Annotated in this window: 18 protein-coding genes and 1 other annotated feature; of the genes, 2 read left to right on the top strand and 16 right to left on the bottom strand. The window is 35.7% G+C overall.

Translation table 11 applies throughout. From position 1 onward, the window contains the following. Window positions 1–51 precede the first annotated feature (51 nt). The 5 genes from ABS911_RS03835 to ABS911_RS03815 form a co-directional block, all read right to left on the bottom strand. Window positions 52–2,256: an HD family phosphohydrolase gene (locus tag ABS911_RS03835; RefSeq protein WP_350466386.1), complete on the bottom strand. Its 2,205-nt coding sequence runs from the start codon at window positions 2,254–2,256 to the stop codon at window positions 52–54. Window positions 2,257–2,267: 11 nt separating this feature from the next. Then, complete coding sequence (locus tag ABS911_RS03830) at window positions 2,268–3,278, bottom strand: PhoH family protein (RefSeq protein ID WP_350466406.1); 1,011 nt, start codon at window positions 3,276–3,278, stop codon at window positions 2,268–2,270. A gap of 183 nt (window positions 3,279–3,461) precedes the next feature. Next, the gene (locus ABS911_RS03825; RefSeq protein ID WP_350466385.1) at window positions 3,462–3,908 is read right to left on the bottom strand and encodes a GatB/YqeY domain-containing protein; all 447 of its coding nucleotides are present in this window, start codon (window positions 3,906–3,908) and stop codon (window positions 3,462–3,464) included. A gap of 33 nt (window positions 3,909–3,941) precedes the next feature. Beyond that, window positions 3,942–4,115: a 30S ribosomal protein S21 gene (gene rpsU / locus ABS911_RS03820; protein ID WP_007725241.1), complete on the bottom strand. Its 174-nt coding sequence runs from the start codon at window positions 4,113–4,115 to the stop codon at window positions 3,942–3,944. Between the two features lie 174 nt (window positions 4,116–4,289). After that, window positions 4,290–4,715, bottom strand: coding sequence for a Fur family transcriptional regulator (locus tag ABS911_RS03815; protein ID WP_350466405.1), 426 nt, complete (start codon window positions 4,713–4,715; stop codon window positions 4,290–4,292). Between the two features lie 152 nt (window positions 4,716–4,867). On the opposite strand from ABS911_RS03815, the gene ABS911_RS03810 reads away from it, so the two are divergent. Continuing rightward, the gene (locus ABS911_RS03810) at window positions 4,868–5,701 is read left to right on the top strand and encodes a pyruvate, water dikinase regulatory protein (protein ID WP_350466384.1); all 834 of its coding nucleotides are present in this window, start codon (window positions 4,868–4,870) and stop codon (window positions 5,699–5,701) included. A gap of 184 nt (window positions 5,702–5,885) precedes the next feature. Here the strand turns inward: ABS911_RS03810 and truA are convergent, their stop codons facing one another. The 8 genes from truA to hisS form a co-directional block, all read right to left on the bottom strand. After that, a complete protein-coding gene (gene truA / locus ABS911_RS03805; protein ID WP_350466383.1) occupies window positions 5,886–6,626 on the bottom strand; it encodes a tRNA pseudouridine(38-40) synthase TruA in 741 nt (246 codons plus the stop codon). A gap of 192 nt (window positions 6,627–6,818) precedes the next feature. After that, window positions 6,819–7,652, bottom strand: coding sequence for a TPM domain-containing protein (locus tag ABS911_RS03800; RefSeq protein ID WP_350466382.1), 834 nt, complete (start codon window positions 7,650–7,652; stop codon window positions 6,819–6,821). A gap of 32 nt (window positions 7,653–7,684) precedes the next feature. Then, complete coding sequence (locus tag ABS911_RS03795) at window positions 7,685–8,272, bottom strand: LemA family protein (protein WP_350466381.1); 588 nt, start codon at window positions 8,270–8,272, stop codon at window positions 7,685–7,687. A 228-nt stretch (window positions 8,273–8,500) separates the two neighbouring features. Beyond that, window positions 8,501–9,403, bottom strand: coding sequence for a deoxyribonuclease IV (locus tag ABS911_RS03790; protein ID WP_350466380.1), 903 nt, complete (start codon window positions 9,401–9,403; stop codon window positions 8,501–8,503). A gap of 88 nt (window positions 9,404–9,491) precedes the next feature. Continuing rightward, the gene (locus ABS911_RS03785) at window positions 9,492–10,289 is read right to left on the bottom strand and encodes an RDD family protein (RefSeq protein ID WP_350466379.1); all 798 of its coding nucleotides are present in this window, start codon (window positions 10,287–10,289) and stop codon (window positions 9,492–9,494) included. Between the two features lies 1 nt (window position 10,290). Then, a complete protein-coding gene (sppA, locus tag ABS911_RS03780) occupies window positions 10,291–11,328 on the bottom strand; it encodes a signal peptide peptidase SppA (RefSeq protein WP_350466378.1) in 1,038 nt (345 codons plus the stop codon). Window positions 11,329–11,494: 166 nt separating this feature from the next. After that, a complete protein-coding gene (gene aspS, locus ABS911_RS03775; protein WP_350466377.1) occupies window positions 11,495–13,264 on the bottom strand; it encodes an aspartate--tRNA ligase in 1,770 nt (589 codons plus the stop codon). A gap of 32 nt (window positions 13,265–13,296) precedes the next feature. Then, window positions 13,297–14,622: a histidine--tRNA ligase gene (gene hisS / locus ABS911_RS03770; RefSeq protein WP_350466376.1), complete on the bottom strand. Its 1,326-nt coding sequence runs from the start codon at window positions 14,620–14,622 to the stop codon at window positions 13,297–13,299. Between the two features lie 69 nt (window positions 14,623–14,691). Beyond that, window positions 14,692–14,902 (bottom strand) — a binding site (T-box leader). Window positions 14,903–15,117: 215 nt separating this feature from the next. Between hisS and ABS911_RS03765 the strand changes: the two genes are divergently transcribed. Further along, a complete protein-coding gene (locus ABS911_RS03765) occupies window positions 15,118–16,422 on the top strand; it encodes an N-acetylmuramoyl-L-alanine amidase family protein (RefSeq protein ID WP_350466375.1) in 1,305 nt (434 codons plus the stop codon). 50 nt (window positions 16,423–16,472) lie between these two features. On the opposite strand, the gene dtd is transcribed toward ABS911_RS03765, so the two are convergent. From dtd to deoC, 3 genes are all read right to left on the bottom strand, one after another. Next, window positions 16,473–16,919, bottom strand: a complete 447-nt coding sequence (gene dtd, locus ABS911_RS03760; protein WP_350466374.1) for a D-aminoacyl-tRNA deacylase — start codon at window positions 16,917–16,919, stop codon at window positions 16,473–16,475. 207 nt (window positions 16,920–17,126) lie between these two features. Then, the gene (locus ABS911_RS03755; protein ID WP_502880493.1) at window positions 17,127–19,337 is read right to left on the bottom strand and encodes a RelA/SpoT family protein; all 2,211 of its coding nucleotides are present in this window, start codon (window positions 19,335–19,337) and stop codon (window positions 17,127–17,129) included. 248 nt (window positions 19,338–19,585) lie between these two features. Beyond that, complete coding sequence (gene deoC / locus ABS911_RS03750; RefSeq protein WP_202945007.1) at window positions 19,586–20,230, bottom strand: deoxyribose-phosphate aldolase; 645 nt, start codon at window positions 20,228–20,230, stop codon at window positions 19,586–19,588. Window positions 20,231–20,272 lie beyond the last annotated feature (42 nt).

The raw sequence follows: 20,272 nt of genomic DNA, 5'->3' as shown, positions 1-20,272 counted from the left end.
AGTACTATCCTCACTCCTTTTTATTCCTCAATTGGTGCTCCTCAGCTGATATTACTTATTCAGCGTGGGGTATTCGATCCTCGAATGGAAAGTCCCATTCAATCCTTCACAAATCGCTTTTTCAACTATCTTCAATTCTTGTAAAGAAATCGAACATTCATCAAATTGACCATCTGTGATCCTTCCATTAATTAAATTATGAACAAATTTTTCAATGGATTCTTTAGTCGGATGCGACATTGACCTTACAGCTGCCTCAGCACTATCTGCAATATTGATGACGGCTGCTTCTTTTGTTTGCGGTTTTGGCCCCGGATACCTAAAATCACTTTCAAGTACGGTTTCATCTTTTTCTTTAGCCGTAACGTAGAAATATTTCATAAGTGTTGTCCCATGGTGCTGAGCACAGATATCAATAATCGATTGAGGCATTTTAGCTTTTTCAAGCATTTTGACCCCTTCACTAACATGTCCAAAAATAATTTCTTTACTTTCAAAAGGAGTTAATAAATTATGTGGATTTTCCATCCCAGGCGGCAAATTTTCTACAAAAAAGAGTGAATGACGCAATTTTCCAACATCATGATAGTAACAAGCCACTCGAGCAAATAAGGAATCTCCTCCTATAGCCCCGACTGCATTTGCGCTTAAGTTCGCTACCATTAAACTATGGTGATAGGTCCCTGGAGCTTTTGTCAGCAGTTCTTTTAGCAATGGGCTGTTTGGGTTAGATAATTCAGTTAACGTCAATACGGCATTTTCTTCAAACAAAACTTCAATGTACGGCGATAGAAGTACAGCCAGTAAGTAAGAAATGATTCCACTTAAGAGGGCATAGAAAATCATTAGAAAAACTTGTTGCGACCAAAAATGCATATTTAAGTATAAAATAAATGAACTGATAAACAAGGCATTGAATACAGTGACCCAAATAAAACTAGACCAGAATTGGTTGGTAATTTTAGTACGCGTAATCATTGTACCCATCATACCGCTCAATAGATAAAACAGGACTAAAATGATACTAAAACTAGTGCCTGAATCTGGGCTGAAAATAAAGATAGAAAATGCAGCTGTAAATCCATTTGCCAATATCCCAAAACGTCGTGAGCCAAATGCCGTTAATAACGTTGAAGCTAACGCAGCTGGATACAATAAACCGATGTAATCGATATCTGAACTTTGAAGCAGTTGCAAACTTTTCATCAGCACTAAAGAGACGATCATAATAATAGAATAGAACGTAATTTGACGTCCATGATCGATTCTGTCAATTTTTCTAGATTTGCCTAAATAATACAAAAGCAACGCTTGCGTAAAGATCAATACTATCAGACCATATAAAGATTGTTTTGAAGAAGAATTGTCTAGAACACCTAGTAATTCAAGCTGATGCATATCATTGCTGTCAACAACATGTCCTTCTTGAACGATTACTTGCCCTTGCAAAATCAGCGAAGGAGGAACATTAGCCATCTCTTCAATTTTCTTTTGCTCTGTAGCATTTGCATTGTAGGTATTATTTTCAACAATGGCATTATCGATGATCAGGCTTGCGATGCGTTGGTTATTTGAGTCTAAATCAGAATAATCCAAATTGTTATTGGCTTCTACTTTAATTTCACTTACTTCTTCACTTTTAATAGGGTGAGTCATGAATTGTGATACCACAGAAATAATCGATTCTCTCATACCTACTAAAGTTGCTTCATTCGTAGACAACAAATCTGAAACAGCCCAATCTGGAAGCATATCAATAAATTCTTTTGTGGCATCGTCTAAGTTATTTAGTTTTTCTTTAAATGACCTCAGAATTTCATCTTCTGATAATCTAGATACTTTTATTTCTGATAATTCCTCAGCACTTATCTCAGGATCGTCTTCGGCAGCTTTTTTTCTTGCTTCTTTCAAGTCAGCTTCATATTTTTTATCTGTTTCTTGAATCACTTCATCTATCGTAGCAAATAAAACTTCTACTTTTGATGTTTGGATAGCCTTCAAGTCTGGGTTATACGTGTATACAGGAGAAACCGTTGCTGCGACAGTTTCTTTATTTTCTTTTGTCTTTTCTGTATCTTCTACAGTTGCATTTGCACGTATGGTCTCTTCTGCCACTTGAAACAACTCGATGTCTAAAGCAGTGGGTTTAACAGTGCTGTACATAATAAAAAATAAAATCACAGAAGTAAGCAAAAGAATAGAAGGAATATATAGCTTGCCCAGTTTTTTCTGAAGGCGTATTAAATTTCTTCGCATTCCTTCACTTCCTATTCATTTTTTTCAGTGCTCAGTTTCTCAATTTCGTCTTTTTTTACTTCGCTCATCGTTTTCTCTTCACTGTAAGCATTTATAATACTTGCAACTACTGGATGCCGCACGACATCATTCGAGTCAAATTGCACAAAATCAATCCCTTTAACTTTGTGTAATACTTTTTCAGCATGGACCAATCCGCTGATAGCTCCTCTAGGCAAATCAATCTGAGTAACGTCTCCATTTACAATCATTTTAGAACCAAAACCAAGACGAGTCAGGAACATCTTCATTTGAGCTTTTGTCGTATTTTGTGCTTCATCTAATATAACAAAAGAATCTTCCAACGTACGCCCTCGCATATAGGCTAATGGAGCAATTTCGATAACGTTGCGATCCATCAAACGAGTAGTGTGCTCCAAGCCAAACACGCTATACAAAGCATCATAGATTGGACGCAAATACGGATCGACTTTTTCTTTTAAATCTCCAGGTAAAAAACCAAGATTTTCGCCTGCTTCAACAGCCGGACGAGTCAAGACGATTTTTTTCACTTCCCCTTTTTTCATAGCAGCAACTGCCATGACAACAGCTAAATAGGTTTTACCTGTTCCAGCGGGTCCTACACCAAAAGTAATATCATTTTTTTTAATGGATTGAATATATTGACGTTGACCAAATGTTTTTGCTCGTATTGGTTTGCCGCTATGATCTTTCCCAATTTCTTCTTCATACATGCTGATGAAAAATTGCAATGTATTCTTTTTAGCCATCTTGATGGCAGTGACCACATCTGATGGACCAATTTGAATGGAGCGTTTGATCAACTCTTCTAATTGATTAAGGATTTCCTCAACTATAGCTGTGTTTTCTTCAGAGCCAATAATTTCTAAATGGCTTCCACGGCTGTTAATGATAACTTCCATTGATTCTTCTAATAACATTAAATGTTTATCTTGAGCACCAAATAGAATAGCTGTAGTATTTTCATTTTTCAAATTTACTAAACGTGTTTCGTTCGTCAAGTTAGTCAACCAAACAACACTCTCCTTCTTCTTTCTATACTTTAAAGAATAGCACATTTTTTGTTTAAAATGAAGCTTTCCTTCTCAGTTAGAAATCCAATTCTTAAACCTTAAGAGCAGAAAAAAAGATAAAGTTAAGAATTATCTTAACTTTATCTTTTTCAACGGATAATTGCTTATCCTTTATGCATTCAAAAGTTCTTTTACTAATCGATTGACTTCGTTACCATCTGCTTTACCTTTTGTTAAAGGCACAACAACTCCCATAACTTTTCCAAAATCTTTCATAGACTTAGCGTCTACTTTAGTAATAGTTTCTTGAATGATCGCTTTAAGTTCGTTTTCAGAAAGTTGCTGAGGTAAATAGTTACCAACAAGGTGCATAGCTGCTTCAGTTTGTTCAACTAGGTCTTCTCGACCAGCTTCTTTAAACTCCGCAAGAGATTCACGACGTTGTTTCATTTCGCGAGAAAGAACTGTTAACTCTTCATCCTCACTTAAATCATTACCTTTGCTGATTTGATCATTTTGCAATGCAGCTTTTAACATACGTAGAATAGCTAAAGTTTCTTTATCTTTGGCTTTCATCGCAGTTTTAATGTCTTCATTAATGGTTTCTAAAAGTGACAAGACTTTCCCACCCTCAATCCTAAAAGCATTTTACTAGAATTTACGTTTTCTAGCTGCTTCAGATTTTTTCTTACGTTTCACACTTGGTTTTTCATAGAATTCGCGTTTACGAGCTTCTTGTAAAGTACCTGTTTTTGAAACGGAACGTTTGAAGCGACGAAGAGCATCATCAAGAGATTCATTTTTCTTAATAACTGTTTTTGACATATAAATTCCCTCCCTCCGTGCTTGAAAAAGTAACTGTAATTTTAGAACACATTAATAAAATTACTGTATTCTTAAACACTGTCCTTCCTTATTATATCGAATGTATTTTTTTACGTCAATACAACATTTCCATATTTTAACAAAAAATAAGCAGTTTTTTGCTTTTTAGACCATTTATTTAGAACAATTTTCACATTTTCCGAAAATTTCAAATCGATGAGATTCAATCTGGCACCCATTTAGTTGATTTTCAAAGAAATTCATTGGGCACATTTCGATTTGTTTTGTTTTTCCGCAATTAGTACAAATAAAATGATGGTGGTGTCCAGTATGTTTACACCCAAAACGAAACATTTTTTCTCCATTTAATTCAGTTTCTTCAAGTACCTCTAATTCTACAAAGGTATAGATATTTCGATAAATCGTATCGTAACTGATAGAAGGGTATCTTTCTTTCAATCCAAGTTGCACTTCTTTTGCGGTTAGATAACGATTTTCAGCTGCAAATACCGATAACATATTTTCACGTTTATCTGTGTATTTATATCCATGTTCTTTTAACGTTTCAATTGCTTGTTCAACTGCTGTCATATAAGTGATCGCCTCCTTTACATGATCCAATTACCATCACATAGTATAACGCATATGCTACAGCTTAATCAAGTTCTTGATTTCAAGTGATTTATTGTTGTTTAGTTGGTGGTTCTTGTATACTATTAATGAAGTAAGCAGATACAAAAAGGAGGAACAACATGTCTTCAAAATCAACTATTAATTTTTATATCATCTCCGATTCAGTAGGCGGGACAGCTAGTCAACTTGGACAAGCTGCTATGACTCAGTTTCCTGATGCAGATATTAAAGTTTCAGCCTACCCTTTCATTCGCGGATCGGACACCCTTTTATCTATTTTAGAAAAAGCAGAAGTCGATAATGCGATTGTCCTTCATACATTGGTAGATGAAAAATTAAATAAAACAGCTAAAACGTTTTGTGAAACACATGAGTTGGTTTGTTTTGACCCACTCTCTCCAATCATAAGCGAACTTGAAAAACGTTCTGAAATGGTTCCTATACAAAAGCCAGGAGCTTTGCATCTTTTAGATGAAACCTATTTCAATCGAATAAAGGCAATTGAATTTGCTGTTAAATTTGATGATGGTCGTGATCCAAAAGGATTTTTAGAAGCTGACATCGTCTTGCTTGGGATTTCTAGAACGTCAAAAACACCTCTTAGTATGTTTCTAGCTAATCAGAATTATAAAGTTGCTAATTTGCCTCTTATCCCTGAAGCACACATACCCGAACAAATATGGGAAGTTGATCCTAAAAAAATAGTTGGTTTAACCAGTGACCGTGAAGCGCTGAATTCTATTCGTCGTGAAAGAATGATAACTTATGGAATGAATCCAGATACGGAATATTCTAAATTAGATCGAATTGATCGAGAACTCGTTTTCGCAAAAGATTTATATGATAAACTAGGGTGTTTAGTGATCAATGTTTCAAAAAAATCGATTGAAGAGACAGCTGCAATTATTATCAATACTTTGCAAATTGCACATAAAAAATACGAACAAAACTAAGTGTAGCCTATTTCTAATTGAATAGACCATGTAATCTTTCTATTCGTCGCAAAAAAATAAACCTGAAGAATTAAAGCGTTTAAGCTATAATTTTTTAGGTTTATTCTTTATATTCTGAAAGACCAGTCCACTATCTAGATAAATTTTAGCTAAAGTTAGAAAGGATATCCGTTAACTAGTCTAATTAGTCATAATAAACTTCATCTAGGAACAATCCTTGAGAAGGAACTGTCATGCCGGCATCGCTTCGGATTCCGCTCTTAAAGATAGCATCAATAGATTCCGGCTCCGTCATTCCCGCTCCAATTTCTAGGAGCGTTCCCATAATGATTCTAATCATTTTATATAAGAAACCTTCTCCTACGAACGTAAAGTGCAGCAGATCGCCTTCCTTATGAATCGTGATTTCATTGATAGTCCTAACTGTCGATTTTTTAGATTTTTTAAGTGAAGAGAAACCTATGAAGTCATGGGTTCCAACAAGCTTGTTACAAGCCTCGTTCATTTTGCCAATATCAAGTTCTCCAGGAAAATCATAGCTGAAATTGCGCTCAAATACAGAAGGGACACTATTATTCCAGACATAGTAGCTATATTTTTTTCCATTGGCATTATACCTAGCATGAAATCTTTCTGGTACTTCATCAAGTTTCTTCACGACAATATCACGTGGGAGATAACGGTTTAGATGGTCCAACATCGCTGGAAATTCCATGGTAGATGTTGTTTTGAAATTGGCTACCTGCCCTTTAGCATGAGCTCCGGCATCCGTACGTCCTGATCCGATTATTTCAGTTTTTGTTCCTGTCATTGCGGTCAAAATATTTTCTATTTTTCCTTGAATGGTTTTGTCTGAATCACTGAGCCTTTGCCAACCTAAATATCTACCGCCATCATACTCAATCGTCATTTTAATGTTTCTCATTATATCCCTCTTAATCATCTAATTCTGCCCTATTTCCATGTCGTATACTTCTCTATTAGACCTATAATTGTTTATTAGATTAGACATTAACAGTATTTGTTACTAAATTACTTGTTTATTTATGCCCCTCTATACGACAGGGGCATTAAGATTTTTTTGCTACTGATTTAGTTCAAAGAATCTAGCTATACTTTAGAATCCTCGGCTTGATCCTCCACCACCGGATGATCCGCCGCCTCCAAAGCCGCCGCCTCCACCACCGAAACCTCCGCCGCCAAAACCGCCACCGCCTCCACGGTAACGACTTCCGCCGGACATTCCAAGTAAGAAAGGCCACATGCTGCTTCGTCTTCCTCTTCCGCCACCCGATCCGCCGCCTCCAAAAAAGCTGCTGATAACAAAGAAGATAAGCACCACTATAAGGATAGCCGGAAAGTCTCCTGAGTCGTCTTCATAATCTTCGGCATTGACGTCGTAGCCTGAAAAAATCGTGTCATTATCAAACTGATATTCTTCATTAACTTTTATTGCTGTTTCAGTAAAAATATTTTTCAATGCCGCATCGTAATTATCATTGGATAAATCTTCAAGATTCCGATCTAAGATCGCTCCAGTTCCACTATCTGTCAAAGCACCTTCTAATCCATAGCCAATTTCAAAACGAATTTCACGTTCCTCAGCAGATAAAAGAATCAAGACCCCATTATCTAACTCAGAATTCCCAATTCCCCACTTTTCAAACAATTCAACCGTGTACTCTTCAATTGTCACACCTTGCAAACTATTTACAGTGGCTACAACTATTTGCGGCTTCTCTTGGGTATCTTCATAATGTTTATTGACATCTATAATAAATTTTTCTGTTTCGTCAGAAAGCAAATTTGCTTCATCGTAAACATAAAATTCAGTAGAAGGTTCTGGATAATCAACAGCCGCCTCGGCAGTTAAAGGAAATAGTAACATAAGCAACAATCCGAAAGAAATCGAGAAAAAACTTAAAATTGAAAAACGGTCAATTTTCCTCACTAAATTTCCTCCTAACACATAAGACTTTATGATTATTCCTCATCATTATCAAAATTCACTTCAGGAGCTATTTCAGCACCTTCAACTGCTTCAAAATAAGGTTTTTCTGAAAATCCAGTCATACTTGCAATAATTGAACCTGGGAAACGTTTCACACGATTGTTGTATCCTTGTACTGTCTCATTGTAACGTTGTCTTTCAACGGCAATTCGATTTTCTGTACCTGCTAATTCATCCATTAAAGCTGTTACATTTTCATTGGATTTTAGCTCTGGGTAACTTTCAACCACTACTAATAATCGTGATAAAGCTGAATTCATTTCGTTATTTGCTTCTACTTCTTCTTCCATCGAACCCGCTCCACTTAATGAAGCACGTGCATCTGCTATTGCTGTAAACACTTCTTCTTCTTGATCCATCGCGCCTTGAACGGAATTAACCAAGTTAGGAATCAAGTCATTTCTACGTTGCAATTGTGATTCAACTTGTGACCAAGCAAGATCCACGTTACTTTCTTCTTTGATCAATCCATTGTACGAACTAATTAACGGAATAGCGATAATCACTACAGCTACGATAATTCCTATAATTATTTTTGTGCCGCTTTTCATATTTTTCATTTTGTCATCCTTCTTTCTTATATTATTCTATTGCTTTAATTATACTGTATATTTTTGATTGATGCATCCGCCTTAAGGATGAAAACATTGTCTTTATTCTTAAAAAAGACACTTTACTTTCCTGTAAAGCTTTATTCACCTATTAAGTATGTCATAAAATGCTTTATTTAGGAAATAATCGAGTTAAGAAAAGAGAAAAAGAAAGGTTACTTTCTTTTTCTCTTAGGATTAATAGCCTACTTGGTTTAAAATGTCCTCTAATAAATTGGGATTAAAAGTTTGTTCTTTTAGCATTTTGATTTCATAGCCATAAGGTGCTTTTTTATCTTTCTTATCTTCTCCAACATAGGGAGTTTCCAATATTTTAGGCACATTGGTTAATTGAGGATGGTGAACAACTTTATTTAAAGCGTCAAACCCAATCGTTCCAAAGCCAATGTTTGCATGACGGTCTTTATGACTGCCCTGTGGATTTTTTGAATCATTTACATGAACTACTTTAAGTCGTTCCAATCCTACAATTTTATCAAACTCATTTAAAACACCATCAAAATCTTCTTTTACATTATAGCCGGCATCATTTATATGACAGGTATCCATTGTTACAGAGAGTTTGTCGTTTAAAGTTACACCTTCAATAATTTTAGCGATTTCTTCAAAATTACGTCCTACTTCAGTTCCTTTTCCAGCCATTGTTTCTAAAGCAATCTGTGCTAGTTGATCTTTATGCAAAACTTCATTTAATCCTTTAATAATTTGAGCAATACCTGCCTCTGATCCAGCACCTACATGTGCGCCTGGATGCATAGTAATTTGTCTAGCTCCTAATGCTTCCGCTCTTAAAATTTCTGCTCTTAAAAACTCAATCGCAAATGTGAAATTTTCAGGTTTGATGGTATTGCCTAGATTAATAATATATGGAGCATGAACAACCATGTTAGACAGATTATTTTCCTGCATAAAGGAAGTACCCAGCGGAATATTCATATCTTCAATTGATTTGCGTCGTGTGTTTTGTGGAGCTCCAGTATAAATCATGAACGTTGTAGCGTTGTAACTGCTCGCTTCTTCAGCTGAACCAAGCAACATTTTTTTTCCACCCATTGAAACATGTGAACCTAATAAAACCATCTTTTTTTCTCCTAACGTTAAATGCATTTTCTTTTATTCTAAGCTAGTTGTTTCAAAAGAACAACCAAGCTTGATCTTGTTCTTTCATTTATTGCTTTTCAAATGACAATTGGTTTGCTCGAATTAAATTTTCAGAAACAACAGATGTATCACTGAAAAAATCACCTAAATGTTGTTTTTCTTGCGTAAACAATACCATTAGATAGATAAATGGAAATGTTTTTAAAATATAGCGACTAAAACATTCCCGGATAATTACCGTTGTCCAACTTAGTTTTTCTTCTTTAAAACTGACTACTCGAATACCAAAAATGATTTTCCCAATTGTTTGGCCATTCGTTAATTTTGTTGCCAGTACAAAATAAAGTAAGTAAATAGCCAATTTACTTAATGAAAACGCTGAAAAAGCATCATCATTTAATGGGTATCTCAATAATAAGAACAGCGGTTGAACAATTAATCGGTTGATACTTGAGATTACGAGTAAATCAATTAAAAAAGCAAAAAGTCTAAACCAAAATCCTGTATAAAAAAAGGCAGGATAACTGTGAAAAGGTTTGCGTTTGCGTTCTTCTTGTTTTTGTTTTTCTTGCCAATACTTTCGTCTAGCATCTCTAAGATCTTGTGAACTTATTTTTTCTGTTGATTTATCTTGAGATTCTTGTGAAACTGGCTTAACAGCAGAATCTTCCTCAATAATCGTTGCTTCCATTTGTTCTTTCTGTTGTTCCAAGCGTTTTAATCGTTTTGCGCGTTCAAGTTCCGCTTCTTCACTAGCTAACGCTTTTTTCAACTCACTTAAATCTAGCTCTTTTGTATCGCCTTTTTTTTCTTGGGTCGGCCCTTTCAAGTGTTCGTGTTCATTTTTATTGGAAGGTGTGCTCATTCTACTCACCTCCATAATAGTACATCATCTTAGGAGAATCGGGTGTTCCTATTGCAGTCATCAGTTTATCAATATCTGAGTTCATGGTCTCACCTGATTGAAACAGGCTACTTACTTTCGAACTAAATAGTGAAGTAAATGACATTGAAGGACCTTGATAAGTGAATAGTTCTGCATCTTCTAAATCATAATCTTTTTTTATCGCTTCAAGAGCATCTTCTTGGTAGCCGATTTCATCTACTAAACCATTTGAAACAGCTTGTGCGCCATCGTAAATACGCCCGTCAGCTATTGCCCTAACGACTTCTTCATCCATTCCACGACCTTCGACAATAACGTCTACAAAGCGGTCATACGAGGTATTTACCATCGTTTGTAAAATTTCTGCATCCTCTTCAGTCATTGTTCGAGTTGAAGAGCCAATATCTTTAAACTCGCCACTTTTAATAGTCGTGTCATCGACCCCGATTTTTTCAAACAACTCACTAAAATTCGTTCCGGACATAATGACACCAATCGATCCTGTCAGAGTTTCTTCAGAAGCAAATATTTTTTCTGCTGAAGCTGAAATATAATATCCACCACTAGCAGCCATACTTCCCATTGAAACATAAATAGGTTTTTCGGTTGTTTCTTGAATTTCAACTAGTTTATCTTTGATTTGGGCGCTTTCGTATGTACCTCCACCTGGAGTATTGACGGATAAAACAATTGCTTTGATCGTATCGTCTACTAATACTTGTTCCAACTGTTGTAAAAATAAGTCATGATCGTACACTGAATCTCCTGTAAAGCCAGATGTCTGACCATCCAAAATTGTTCCGTCTACTGACAACAATACGATTCGTTTAGAAGCATCCCCAGCCTCTAATAAACTTTCTTCCAGTACAGTAGTGCCTAAAAAACCTAATACACTATCGCTTAACGATTCCGTTGCTTCTTGTTTTTCGACAATATAAGAAAAATAATTACTGAAAAATACTGAAAAAATAAAAATACCTAGTGCAACACCAATCGCACTCCATCTTTTTGCATTCATCTATAAACCTCCCAAATTTTGTTTCCTTAGTCTATTTTGACAAAATTAAATATGAATAACAAGCTAAATCTTAATTCGTTTCGACATAATTTTTTCTAATTAACAAAAAAAACGTGAGCAACAATCGGTTGCTCACGTTTTTTACTGTCAAAGAAATTTTTACAATTTAATCTTCAATTTTTGTTGTATGAATTGATAATTCATCTAATTGTGCTTCACTAACCAAACTAGGTGCTGAAGTTAATGGATCTGTCGCTTTTCCATTTTTAGGGAAAGCAATCACTTCACGAATATTTTCTTTACCTGCCAATAGCATTGCAAAACGGTCAAGTCCTAAGGCAATTCCACCATGTGGAGGGAAACCATAGTCAAGCGCTTCTAACAAGAACCCAAATTGTTCTTCTGCTTCTTCTTTTGAAAATCCTAAAGCTGCAAACATTTTTTCTTGTAAGTCACGGGTATGAATTCTAATTGAACCTCCGCCTAATTCGTAGCCATTTAATACAATATCATATGCTTGAGCGTAGACTTTTCCAGGATTCGTTTCAAGTAAATCAATATCAGATTCTTTTGGCATTGTGAACGGGTGATGAGCAGCTGAGTAGCGCCCTGCTTCTTCATCGTACTCCAGTAACGGCCAGTCAACGATCCACATAAAGGCATAAACAGATTCATCGATCAATTCTAACTCTTTTCCTAATTTCGAACGCAATGCGCCTAATGAATCATGGACAACGGATTTTTTATCAGCCACAAACAATAACAAGTCACCTGTTTCAGCTTCCATTTTTTCAATCAATGCTTCTGCATCTTCTTTAAAGAATTTAGCGATTGGTCCTTTTAAGCCATCATCTTCAACTTTTAACCATGCTAAACCTTTAGCTCCATAGACAGAAACAAATTCGCCTAAAGCATCAATATCTTTTCGAGAATAGTTGCTGGCAGCTCCTTTAGCGTTGATGGCTTTAACAGCTCCACCATTTTCAATTGCTCCACTAAAGACTTTGAAACTAGAATCTTTCACTAAATCACTAACGTCTACTAATTCTAATCCAAAACGAACATCTGGTTTATCACTACCGTAACGACTAATTGCTTCGTCATATCCCATACGTGGGAATGGTAACGTCAATTCAACGTCTTTTGTATCTTTTAGTACTTTAGCTAATAATTCTTCAGTAAATGATTGGATCTCTTCAGGCTCCAAAAAGCTGGTTTCAATATCGACTTGAGTAAACTCCGGTTGACGGTCTCCACGTAAATCTTCATCTCTAAAACAACGCACGATTTGATAATAGCGATCAAATCCAGCTCCCATTAAGAGTTGTTTGAATAATTGTGGCGATTGAGGCAATGCATAAAAATGACCTGGATGAACTCGAGATGGTACCAAATAGTCTCGCGCTCCTTCTGGAGTTGATTTCGTTAAATAAGGTGTTTCAGTGTCAATAAAGTTATGATCATCCAAATAATGACGAATTGATTTTGTCATTTGGTGACGCAAGATCATATTCTGAGTCATCTCTGGACGTCTTAGATCAAGGTAACGGTATTGCATTCTTTTATCATCGGATACAGCTACACCATCTTCAATATAAAACGGTGTTGTTTTTGAAGCGTTAAGAACCTTGACATCATATACTTCGACTTCTAATTCTCCCGTTGAGATATTCTTGTTTACCACAGCTTCTTTTCTTTCAACAACTTTCCCTTTAACTTCAAGGACATATTCACTACGTACGTCTTCAGCGATAGCTAATGCTTCTTTTGAAAAAGTCGGGTTAAAAACGATTTGAACGATTCCTTCGCGGTCGCGTAAATCAATAAAAATCAAATCTCCTAAATCTCTTCTTTTTTGTACCCATCCTTTTAAAATCACTTCTTGTCCTAATAAATCACGCGAGACTTTCCCGCAATATTCTGTTCTTTTTCCCATTTGCTCCAGCTCCTATCACTAGTTGTTCCTATTTAATCTTCTTTATTGAAAAAGTCATTGAAAGCTGTCATATCTGCTACTTTTAAATTAAATAATTTTTCAAAATCTTTGTAGACTTCTGTTAATGGAACTTTTGATTCATTTCCAGTCTTCATGACTTTAAAATTCACTTCTTTTTGTTCTAATTCTGCATCGCCTAAAGTAATTACCACTTTGGCATTTAGTTTTGAAGCTGTTTTAAACTGGCCTTTTATTTTACGGTTCATGTAATCTCGTTCAGCAGACAATCCAGCTCCTCGAGCAGCTTGAACGATCTTCAGCGATTCAAGATTTGTTGCTTCTCCTAAACCAATAACATAGACATCTACTTCATGCGTATCCGGTATTTCAATTTCTTCTGCTTCTAATGTCATCATTAAACGTTCTAAGCCTAGCGCGAAGCCAAAACCAGGAGTAGCAGGACCACCCACTTCTTCTACTAATCCATCATAACGGCCACCGGCACAAATTGTTGTAATTGCACCAAATCCTGGGGCATCGCTCATTACTTCAAAAATCGTGTGCGTATAGTAATCTAATCCTCTAACCATATTGCTGTCGATTACAAAAGGAATATCTAAAGCTGTTAACATTTCTTTAACGGCTTCAAAGTGGTTTGCTGAATCTTCACTTAAATAATCTAGAATAGATGGAGCATTTTTAACAATTTCTTTATCTTTTTTATCTTTGCTGTCTAATACACGTAAAGGATTTTTGTGCAAGCGTGTTTGTGAATCGGCACTTAACTCTTCGAAATGAGGTTCTAAATAAGCAATTAAAGCTTCTCTATAAGCTACTCGACTTTCAGAGTCTCCCAATGAATTGATCACTAAAGTCAATTTTTCTAGGCCAAGTTCTTCAAACAAAGCCATGGCAAGAGCCATTGACTCTACATCTGTTGCCGGATTTGTACTGCCAAAAACTTCAACACCTAATTGGTGGAATTGTCTCATTCTACCGCCTTGAGGACGTTCATAGCGGAACATTGGACCTTTATAATAAACTTTGTATGGTTTATTGTGTTCAGGTCCGAATAGTTTGTTTTCAACAAATGCACGAACAACTGGCGCTGTTCCTTCTGGACGAAGCGACATATGACGTTCGCCTTTATCATAGAAATCATACATTTCTTTTGAAACAATATCGCTTGTTTCTCCTACACCGCGAGAAAATAGATCATAGCTCTCAAAAATAGGTGTTCTTATTTCTCCAAATTGATAATCAGCCAATACCATATTTAAAATTTCTTCAACGTATTGCCATTTTCTTGAATCTTCTGGTAATAAATCTGCTGTCCCTTTAGGTTTTTGAATAGCCATTAATCAACACTCCTTATTTTTTACAATTATTCTAAAAAAATACAAAAAAAACGCCCTTATTCTAAATAGAATAAGGACGAATGATTAGTTATTATCGTGGTACCACCTTTGTTTGAAAGCCTAAGCTTTCCTCAACGATTAACGCTCGTAACGTAACAGCTTTTCACTGCTAACCCTCAAGAATGTCTTTCAGTTAACTCTACGGGAATTTCTTTCAGCCTAAGGAAATTCTCTCTATTCACACGTCAGAACTACTTACTTTTTCTCTCATTGGGTGTTATATACAATAATGTAAGATTACAAGAAAGCATAAACAATGTCAAGACTAGAAAGTAAAAAGGTTTTGTTCTGTTAATTCATAAAAAAAATAAAGGAATATTAGGATTTAATTGCATATTAAAGCGCATCATTGCTATAATTGAAAAGTACATATAATCTATAGTTGGTTGCGTTACCGCCATTAAGAAAGTAGTGAAACTATCAGTGGAAAATAAATTGACATTAAAAAAGCAAAAAAAGATTGTTACATTGTTCATCATTGCATTGTTTATCGGATTAACTACTTTTGCCACCGTCGTTCTGGCTAATCAAGGAACCATCAAAGTGGATGCGAGTGTTGTCAATGTCCGAACAGGACCAGGACTATCTTACGACATTATGACCCAGGTTACTGGCGGAGAAAAAGTAACCATGTTAACTGAGGAAAATGAATGGTATAAAGTACGTTTAAGCAATGATCAGATCGGCTGGATCGCCAGCTGGCTTATTGAGAATACCGAAGTGAGTGCTGCAACCAATAAAATTGGTGTGGTTACTGGAGACGAAGTAAATATACGTAGTGAAAGCAATGCGGATTCTACTATTCTTGGAAAAGTAGTCAATGGAACAGAGCTAACTGTATTATTCCAACAAGAAGGTTGGACACAAGTTCAATATTATGGACAAGTTGCTTGGATCAGTTCAAAGTTAATTGAAATTACTGAATCATCTACTGAAACAACCACTGTTGCAGTAGCAGAAGAAGACTCAGCGCCTATACAAACCGTTACAACTCGTGGCGCTAGGACGAATATACGTACCAGCCCTTCTGTTGAAAGTAGTGTTGTGGCAACTGCTGAAAAAGGAGAAAGTTTCACCTATCTCTCTACTAAAGGCGATTGGTATCAAATAGAGTTAGCAAATGGTGAAATGGGTTATGTAGCCAACTGGGTGGTAGACTTATCAGCCAACCAAACACCTGCCCCAACTGCCAACATCACTTCCTTAGCTGAAGCAACAATCGTAATTGATGCCGGACATGGTGGAGATGATCCTGGTGCCTTAGCACATTCATTTTATGAAAAAGATGTTACACTAGATACAGCTAAGCTCGTGGCTAACCGGTTGCGTGATGCTGGAGCAAATGTTATCTTGACGCGTTCAGATGATGAATTTGTCAGTTTAGATGAGCGAGCGGTCATCAGTAATCAATCAAATGCAGATGTATTCATTAGTTTACACTATGATTCAACTGAAATAGCTAATGAAATCAGTGGTACTACAACGTACTATTACCATGACAAAGACATGCCATTAGCTGAAATCGTAAATGCTAATTTGAAACAAAATGGCTTACTGCCAAATAATGGTGTGCGATTTGGGGATTTCTACGTCACAAGAGAAAATACTCAGCCTGCCATCCTGCTTGAATTAGGATATCTAAATAATGATGTAGATCAAGATACGGTCAATTCCGTATCCTATCAATCTTCTATTGCAGAGATCCTTTATCAATCATTGAATCAATACTTTATTCCATAGTAAACAAAAAACTGAGCATACAAGGGAATCCCCTTATATGCTCAGTTTTTTTAACGTTGTTTACTATCTATGATAATGGTTACTGGACCATCATTTACAAGCGAAACTTGCATGTCTGCGCCAAATATTCCTGTTTGAACCGTAAGACCGGTCGCTCTTAACTGATTATTGAACGCATCATAAATTGGAATAGCCATGTCTGGTTTTGCTGCTTTAATAAAGCTTGGGCGATTCCCTTTTTTAGTATCAGCATGTAGTGTAAATTGAGAAATGGAAAGAATTTCTCCACCAACATCCTCTATACTTAAATTCATTTTTCCTTGTGTATCTTCAAAGATACGCATTTTACTGATTTTACGTACAAGGTATTCGATATCCTCTTGTTGATCCTCTTCTTCTATTCCAACCAATAGAACGAATCCGTGAGCAATCTCTCCCACAACCGATTCTTCAATGCTGACGCTTGCTTGCTTTGTTCTTTGTATGATAACTCTCATCTTGGACCACCTTTTTACTTTCTAAGAATTTTTGCTTGTCTATCTTCTTGTTTAACAATTGTATCGGACCTGGTATTAATTTGAAAGATAAGATTACTTCTATTCCAAAAGAAATATCCTTTAGGGCATCTCAACAATTGTAAAAGAACCCATAAAAAAAGCAGAAATATCCTATAAGATAGGTAACTTCTACTTTCTTTATTACTATTAAGAAGACATTCTTCTCACACTGTATACATCAGGAATCGATTTTATTTTTTCAACAATTTTATCTAATTGTTGAATATTTTGAATACCCACTGTTAATGTAATAGTAGCCATTTTGTTATTGTCTACTTTTCCATTCACATTGTTTAAATTTTTGGTCGTACTGTTTACAACTTGCAGTACTTCATTCAACAAACCGGAACGGTTATAGCCAATGATCTGTAATTCCGCATTGTATTCTTGACTCTTAGATGTCGTATCTTCCCACTCAACATCAATTAATCGATTTTCAGCATCTTTTGCTGCTAAAACATTTGGACACGTTTTTCGATGAATCGAAACCCCACGGCCTTTTGTAATATATCCAACAATTTCATCACCCGGAACAGGATTGCAACAACGACTGATACGAATCAGTAAATTGTCTATTCCTTGAATGACAATGCCGCCCTCATGTTTTATTTTGATTTTTTCAGGTTCTTTTTTAGTTTTCAATTCTATTGACGTAGTATCTTGGATTTTCTTTTCAAGATCTCGATCTCTGCGCTCTTTTTCCGTTAAACGATTGGCTACTACAAGAGCTGTTAATTCACCATATCCTACGGCAGCATATAAGTCGTCTTCTGAAGTGAAATTAAATCTTTCTAAAAGCATTTTGATATTATTTTTCGTCAAGAAATTTTTCGGCGGAAATTGCATTTCAGTTAACTGTTTTTCAACCATTTCGCGACCTTTTATAACATTAACTTCACGATCTTGTAATTTAAAGAAACGTTTTATTTTATTTTTGGCTTTACTGGTTGATACTAAATTGATCCAATCACGACTTGGTCCATAAGAATTTGGAGAAGTTAAAATTTCAATGATGTCACCCGTTTTTAATTTGTAGTTTAAGGGAACGATCTTTCCATTAACTTTAGCACCAGTCGTCTTATTCCCTATCTCAGTATGAATATTGAATGCAAAATCTAACGGGCCAGCACCAGAAGGCAATTCGCTGACATCGCCTTTTGGTGTAAAGACGTAAACTTTGTCTTTAAAAATATCTTCTTTGACACTTTCCATAAAGTCACTTGCATCACTGGATTCATCCTGTAATTCAATAATATCTCTAAACCAAGAGATTTTTTTACCATCTGAATCATCTTCAACTTTTTTGGTAATGCCTTCTTTGTATGCCCAGTGAGCTGCAACTCCATATTCCGCAACTGCATGCATTTCTTTTGTGCGGATTTGAACTTCTATTGGTTTACCAAATTCCCCTATAACGGTAGTGTGGATGGACTGGTACATGTTCGATTTTGGCATAGCAATATAGTCTTTGAATCTACCAGGCATCGGTTTCCAACGTGTATGAATCGCACCTAACACTGCGTAACAATCTTTAATCGAGTCTACAATCACGCGAATAGCTAATAGATCATAAATTTGATCAAATTGTTTCTTCTGATCGCGCATTTTGCGGTAAATGGAATAGATGTGTTTTGGTCTGCCTGTAATATCTGCAGATATATTTAATTCCTCTACAGACTCTTCAATTTTTGAAATAGAATCTGTGATATATTTTTCTCGTTCTTCTCTTTTAGAATTCATTAAATGAACAATACGGTAATATTGTTGAGGATTTAGGTAACGCAAAGAAGTGTCTTCTAATTCCCATTTAATTAAATTAATCCCTAATCGATGAGCTAGTGGAGCATAGACTTCAAGAGTTTCATTTGCGATACGTCTTTGCTTTTCAGGTCTATGAAATTTTAATGTGCGTAAATTGTGCAAACGGTCAGCTAACTTAACCATGATAACTCTTAGGTCTTTTGCCATTGCCAACAACATTTTACGGTGATTTTCTGCTTGTTGTTCTTCGTGTGATTTATATTTAATTTTCCCTAGTTTAGTAACGCCATCAACGAGCATGGCTACTTCAGGTGAAAATTCTCTGGAAATATCTTCAAAAGTATATTCAGTATCTTCTACAACATCATGAAGAAATCCCGTTGCCACTGTTACAGGATCCATTTTTAATTCAGCTAAAATGCCCGCTACTTGTATTGGATGAATAATATAAGGCTCTCCAGATTTTCTGAATTGATCTTTATGGGCATTCTTAGCAAAATCGCATGCTTTTTTGACAAAAGCCACATGACTGCTATTCATATAAGTAACAGTTAAAGCAATTACTTCTTGTGCAGTATAATCTTTATTTTTAGGCATCTTGTCACCTTCTTTTCATTTATCCCTAGCTTGTAAAAAATTCATTACAAAATAAGCACTCCAAAATGAGTGCTTTAATTCCTGTATTCTCACTATATTATACTCATTTTAGTCCTTAATTTCAATATAAACCAAAAAATCAACTAAAACAGTCTTTATTTTAATCATTTTTTTGATAAAAAAGAATACGAGTCAATCATTCGACTCGTATTCTTTCAAATTAGTTATTTCATTTATTAGAGGCACGATTAACCTTTAACGATTGCTAGTCCATTTGAAGAACCTAAGCGAGTTGCTCCAGCTTCAATAAATTGTTTAGCATCTTCCGTTGTACGGACACCGCCACTTGCTTTAACGCCCATATCAGGACCTACAGTAGCACGCATTAATTTAATATCTTCAAGTGTTGCTCCACCTGTTGAAAAACCAGTAGATGTTTTCACATAATCTGCTCCTGCTTTTTTAGCAAGTTCACATGCACGTACTTTTTCTTCGTCAGTTAATAGAGCTGTTTCAATAATAACTTTTGATAAAGCTTTTCCTTTTGAAACGTTTACTACACTTTCAATATCACGTTGAACTAAAGCGTCATCTCCGCCTTTAAGAGCGCCAATATTGATAACCATGTCTACTTCTGTTGCGCCATTTTGAATCGCATTTTCTGCTTCAAAAGCCTTAACTTCTGGCGTATTAGCTCCTAAAGGGAAACCAATAACTGTACATACTTTTACATCTGTACCTTTAAGCAATTCAGCAGATTTTTTTACCCATGTAGGGTTTACACATACAGACATAAAGTTATATTCTGCAGCTTCTTCACAAAGCGTGATGATTTGTGCTTCCGTTGCTTCAGGTTTTAATATCGTGTGATCAATTGTTTTATTTAATTCTATTGTCATATTATATCCCTCTTTCTTATACTGTTGATAGCATTT

This window comes from Carnobacterium sp. (genome assembly GCF_040274425.1).
This window is presented reverse-complemented; position numbering and strand designations above follow the sequence as displayed.

Bases quoted from the DNA above. Each gene is read 5' to 3' on its own strand.
- ABS911_RS03785 (WP_350466379.1), bottom strand. From the start codon at position 10,289: ATGAGCACACCTTCCAATAAAAATGAACACGAACACTTGAAAGGGCCG.
- ABS911_RS03790 (WP_350466380.1), bottom strand. From the start codon at position 9,403: ATGGTTTTATTAGGTTCACATGTTTCAATGGGTGGAAAAAAAATGTTG.
- dtd (WP_350466374.1), bottom strand. From the start codon at position 16,919: ATGAGAGTTATCATACAAAGAACAAAGCAAGCAAGCGTCAGCATTGAA.
- ABS911_RS03810 (WP_350466384.1), top strand. From the start codon at position 4,868: ATGTCTTCAAAATCAACTATTAATTTTTATATCATCTCCGATTCAGTA.
- aspS (WP_350466377.1), bottom strand. From the start codon at position 13,264: ATGGGAAAAAGAACAGAATATTGCGGGAAAGTCTCGCGTGATTTATTA.
- rpsU (WP_007725241.1), bottom strand. From the start codon at position 4,115: ATGTCAAAAACAGTTATTAAGAAAAATGAATCTCTTGATGATGCTCTT.
- hisS (WP_350466376.1), bottom strand. From the start codon at position 14,622: ATGGCTATTCAAAAACCTAAAGGGACAGCAGATTTATTACCAGAAGAT.
- ABS911_RS03755 (WP_502880493.1), bottom strand. From the start codon at position 19,337: ATGCCTAAAAATAAAGATTATACTGCACAAGAAGTAATTGCTTTAACT.
- truA (WP_350466383.1), bottom strand. From the start codon at position 6,626: ATGAGAAACATTAAAATGACGATTGAGTATGATGGCGGTAGATATTTA.
- ABS911_RS03795 (WP_350466381.1), bottom strand. From the start codon at position 8,272: ATGAAAAATATGAAAAGCGGCACAAAAATAATTATAGGAATTATCGTA.
- ABS911_RS03835 (WP_350466386.1), bottom strand. From the start codon at position 2,256: ATGCGAAGAAATTTAATACGCCTTCAGAAAAAACTGGGCAAGCTATAT.
- sppA (WP_350466378.1), bottom strand. From the start codon at position 11,328: ATGAATGCAAAAAGATGGAGTGCGATTGGTGTTGCACTAGGTATTTTT.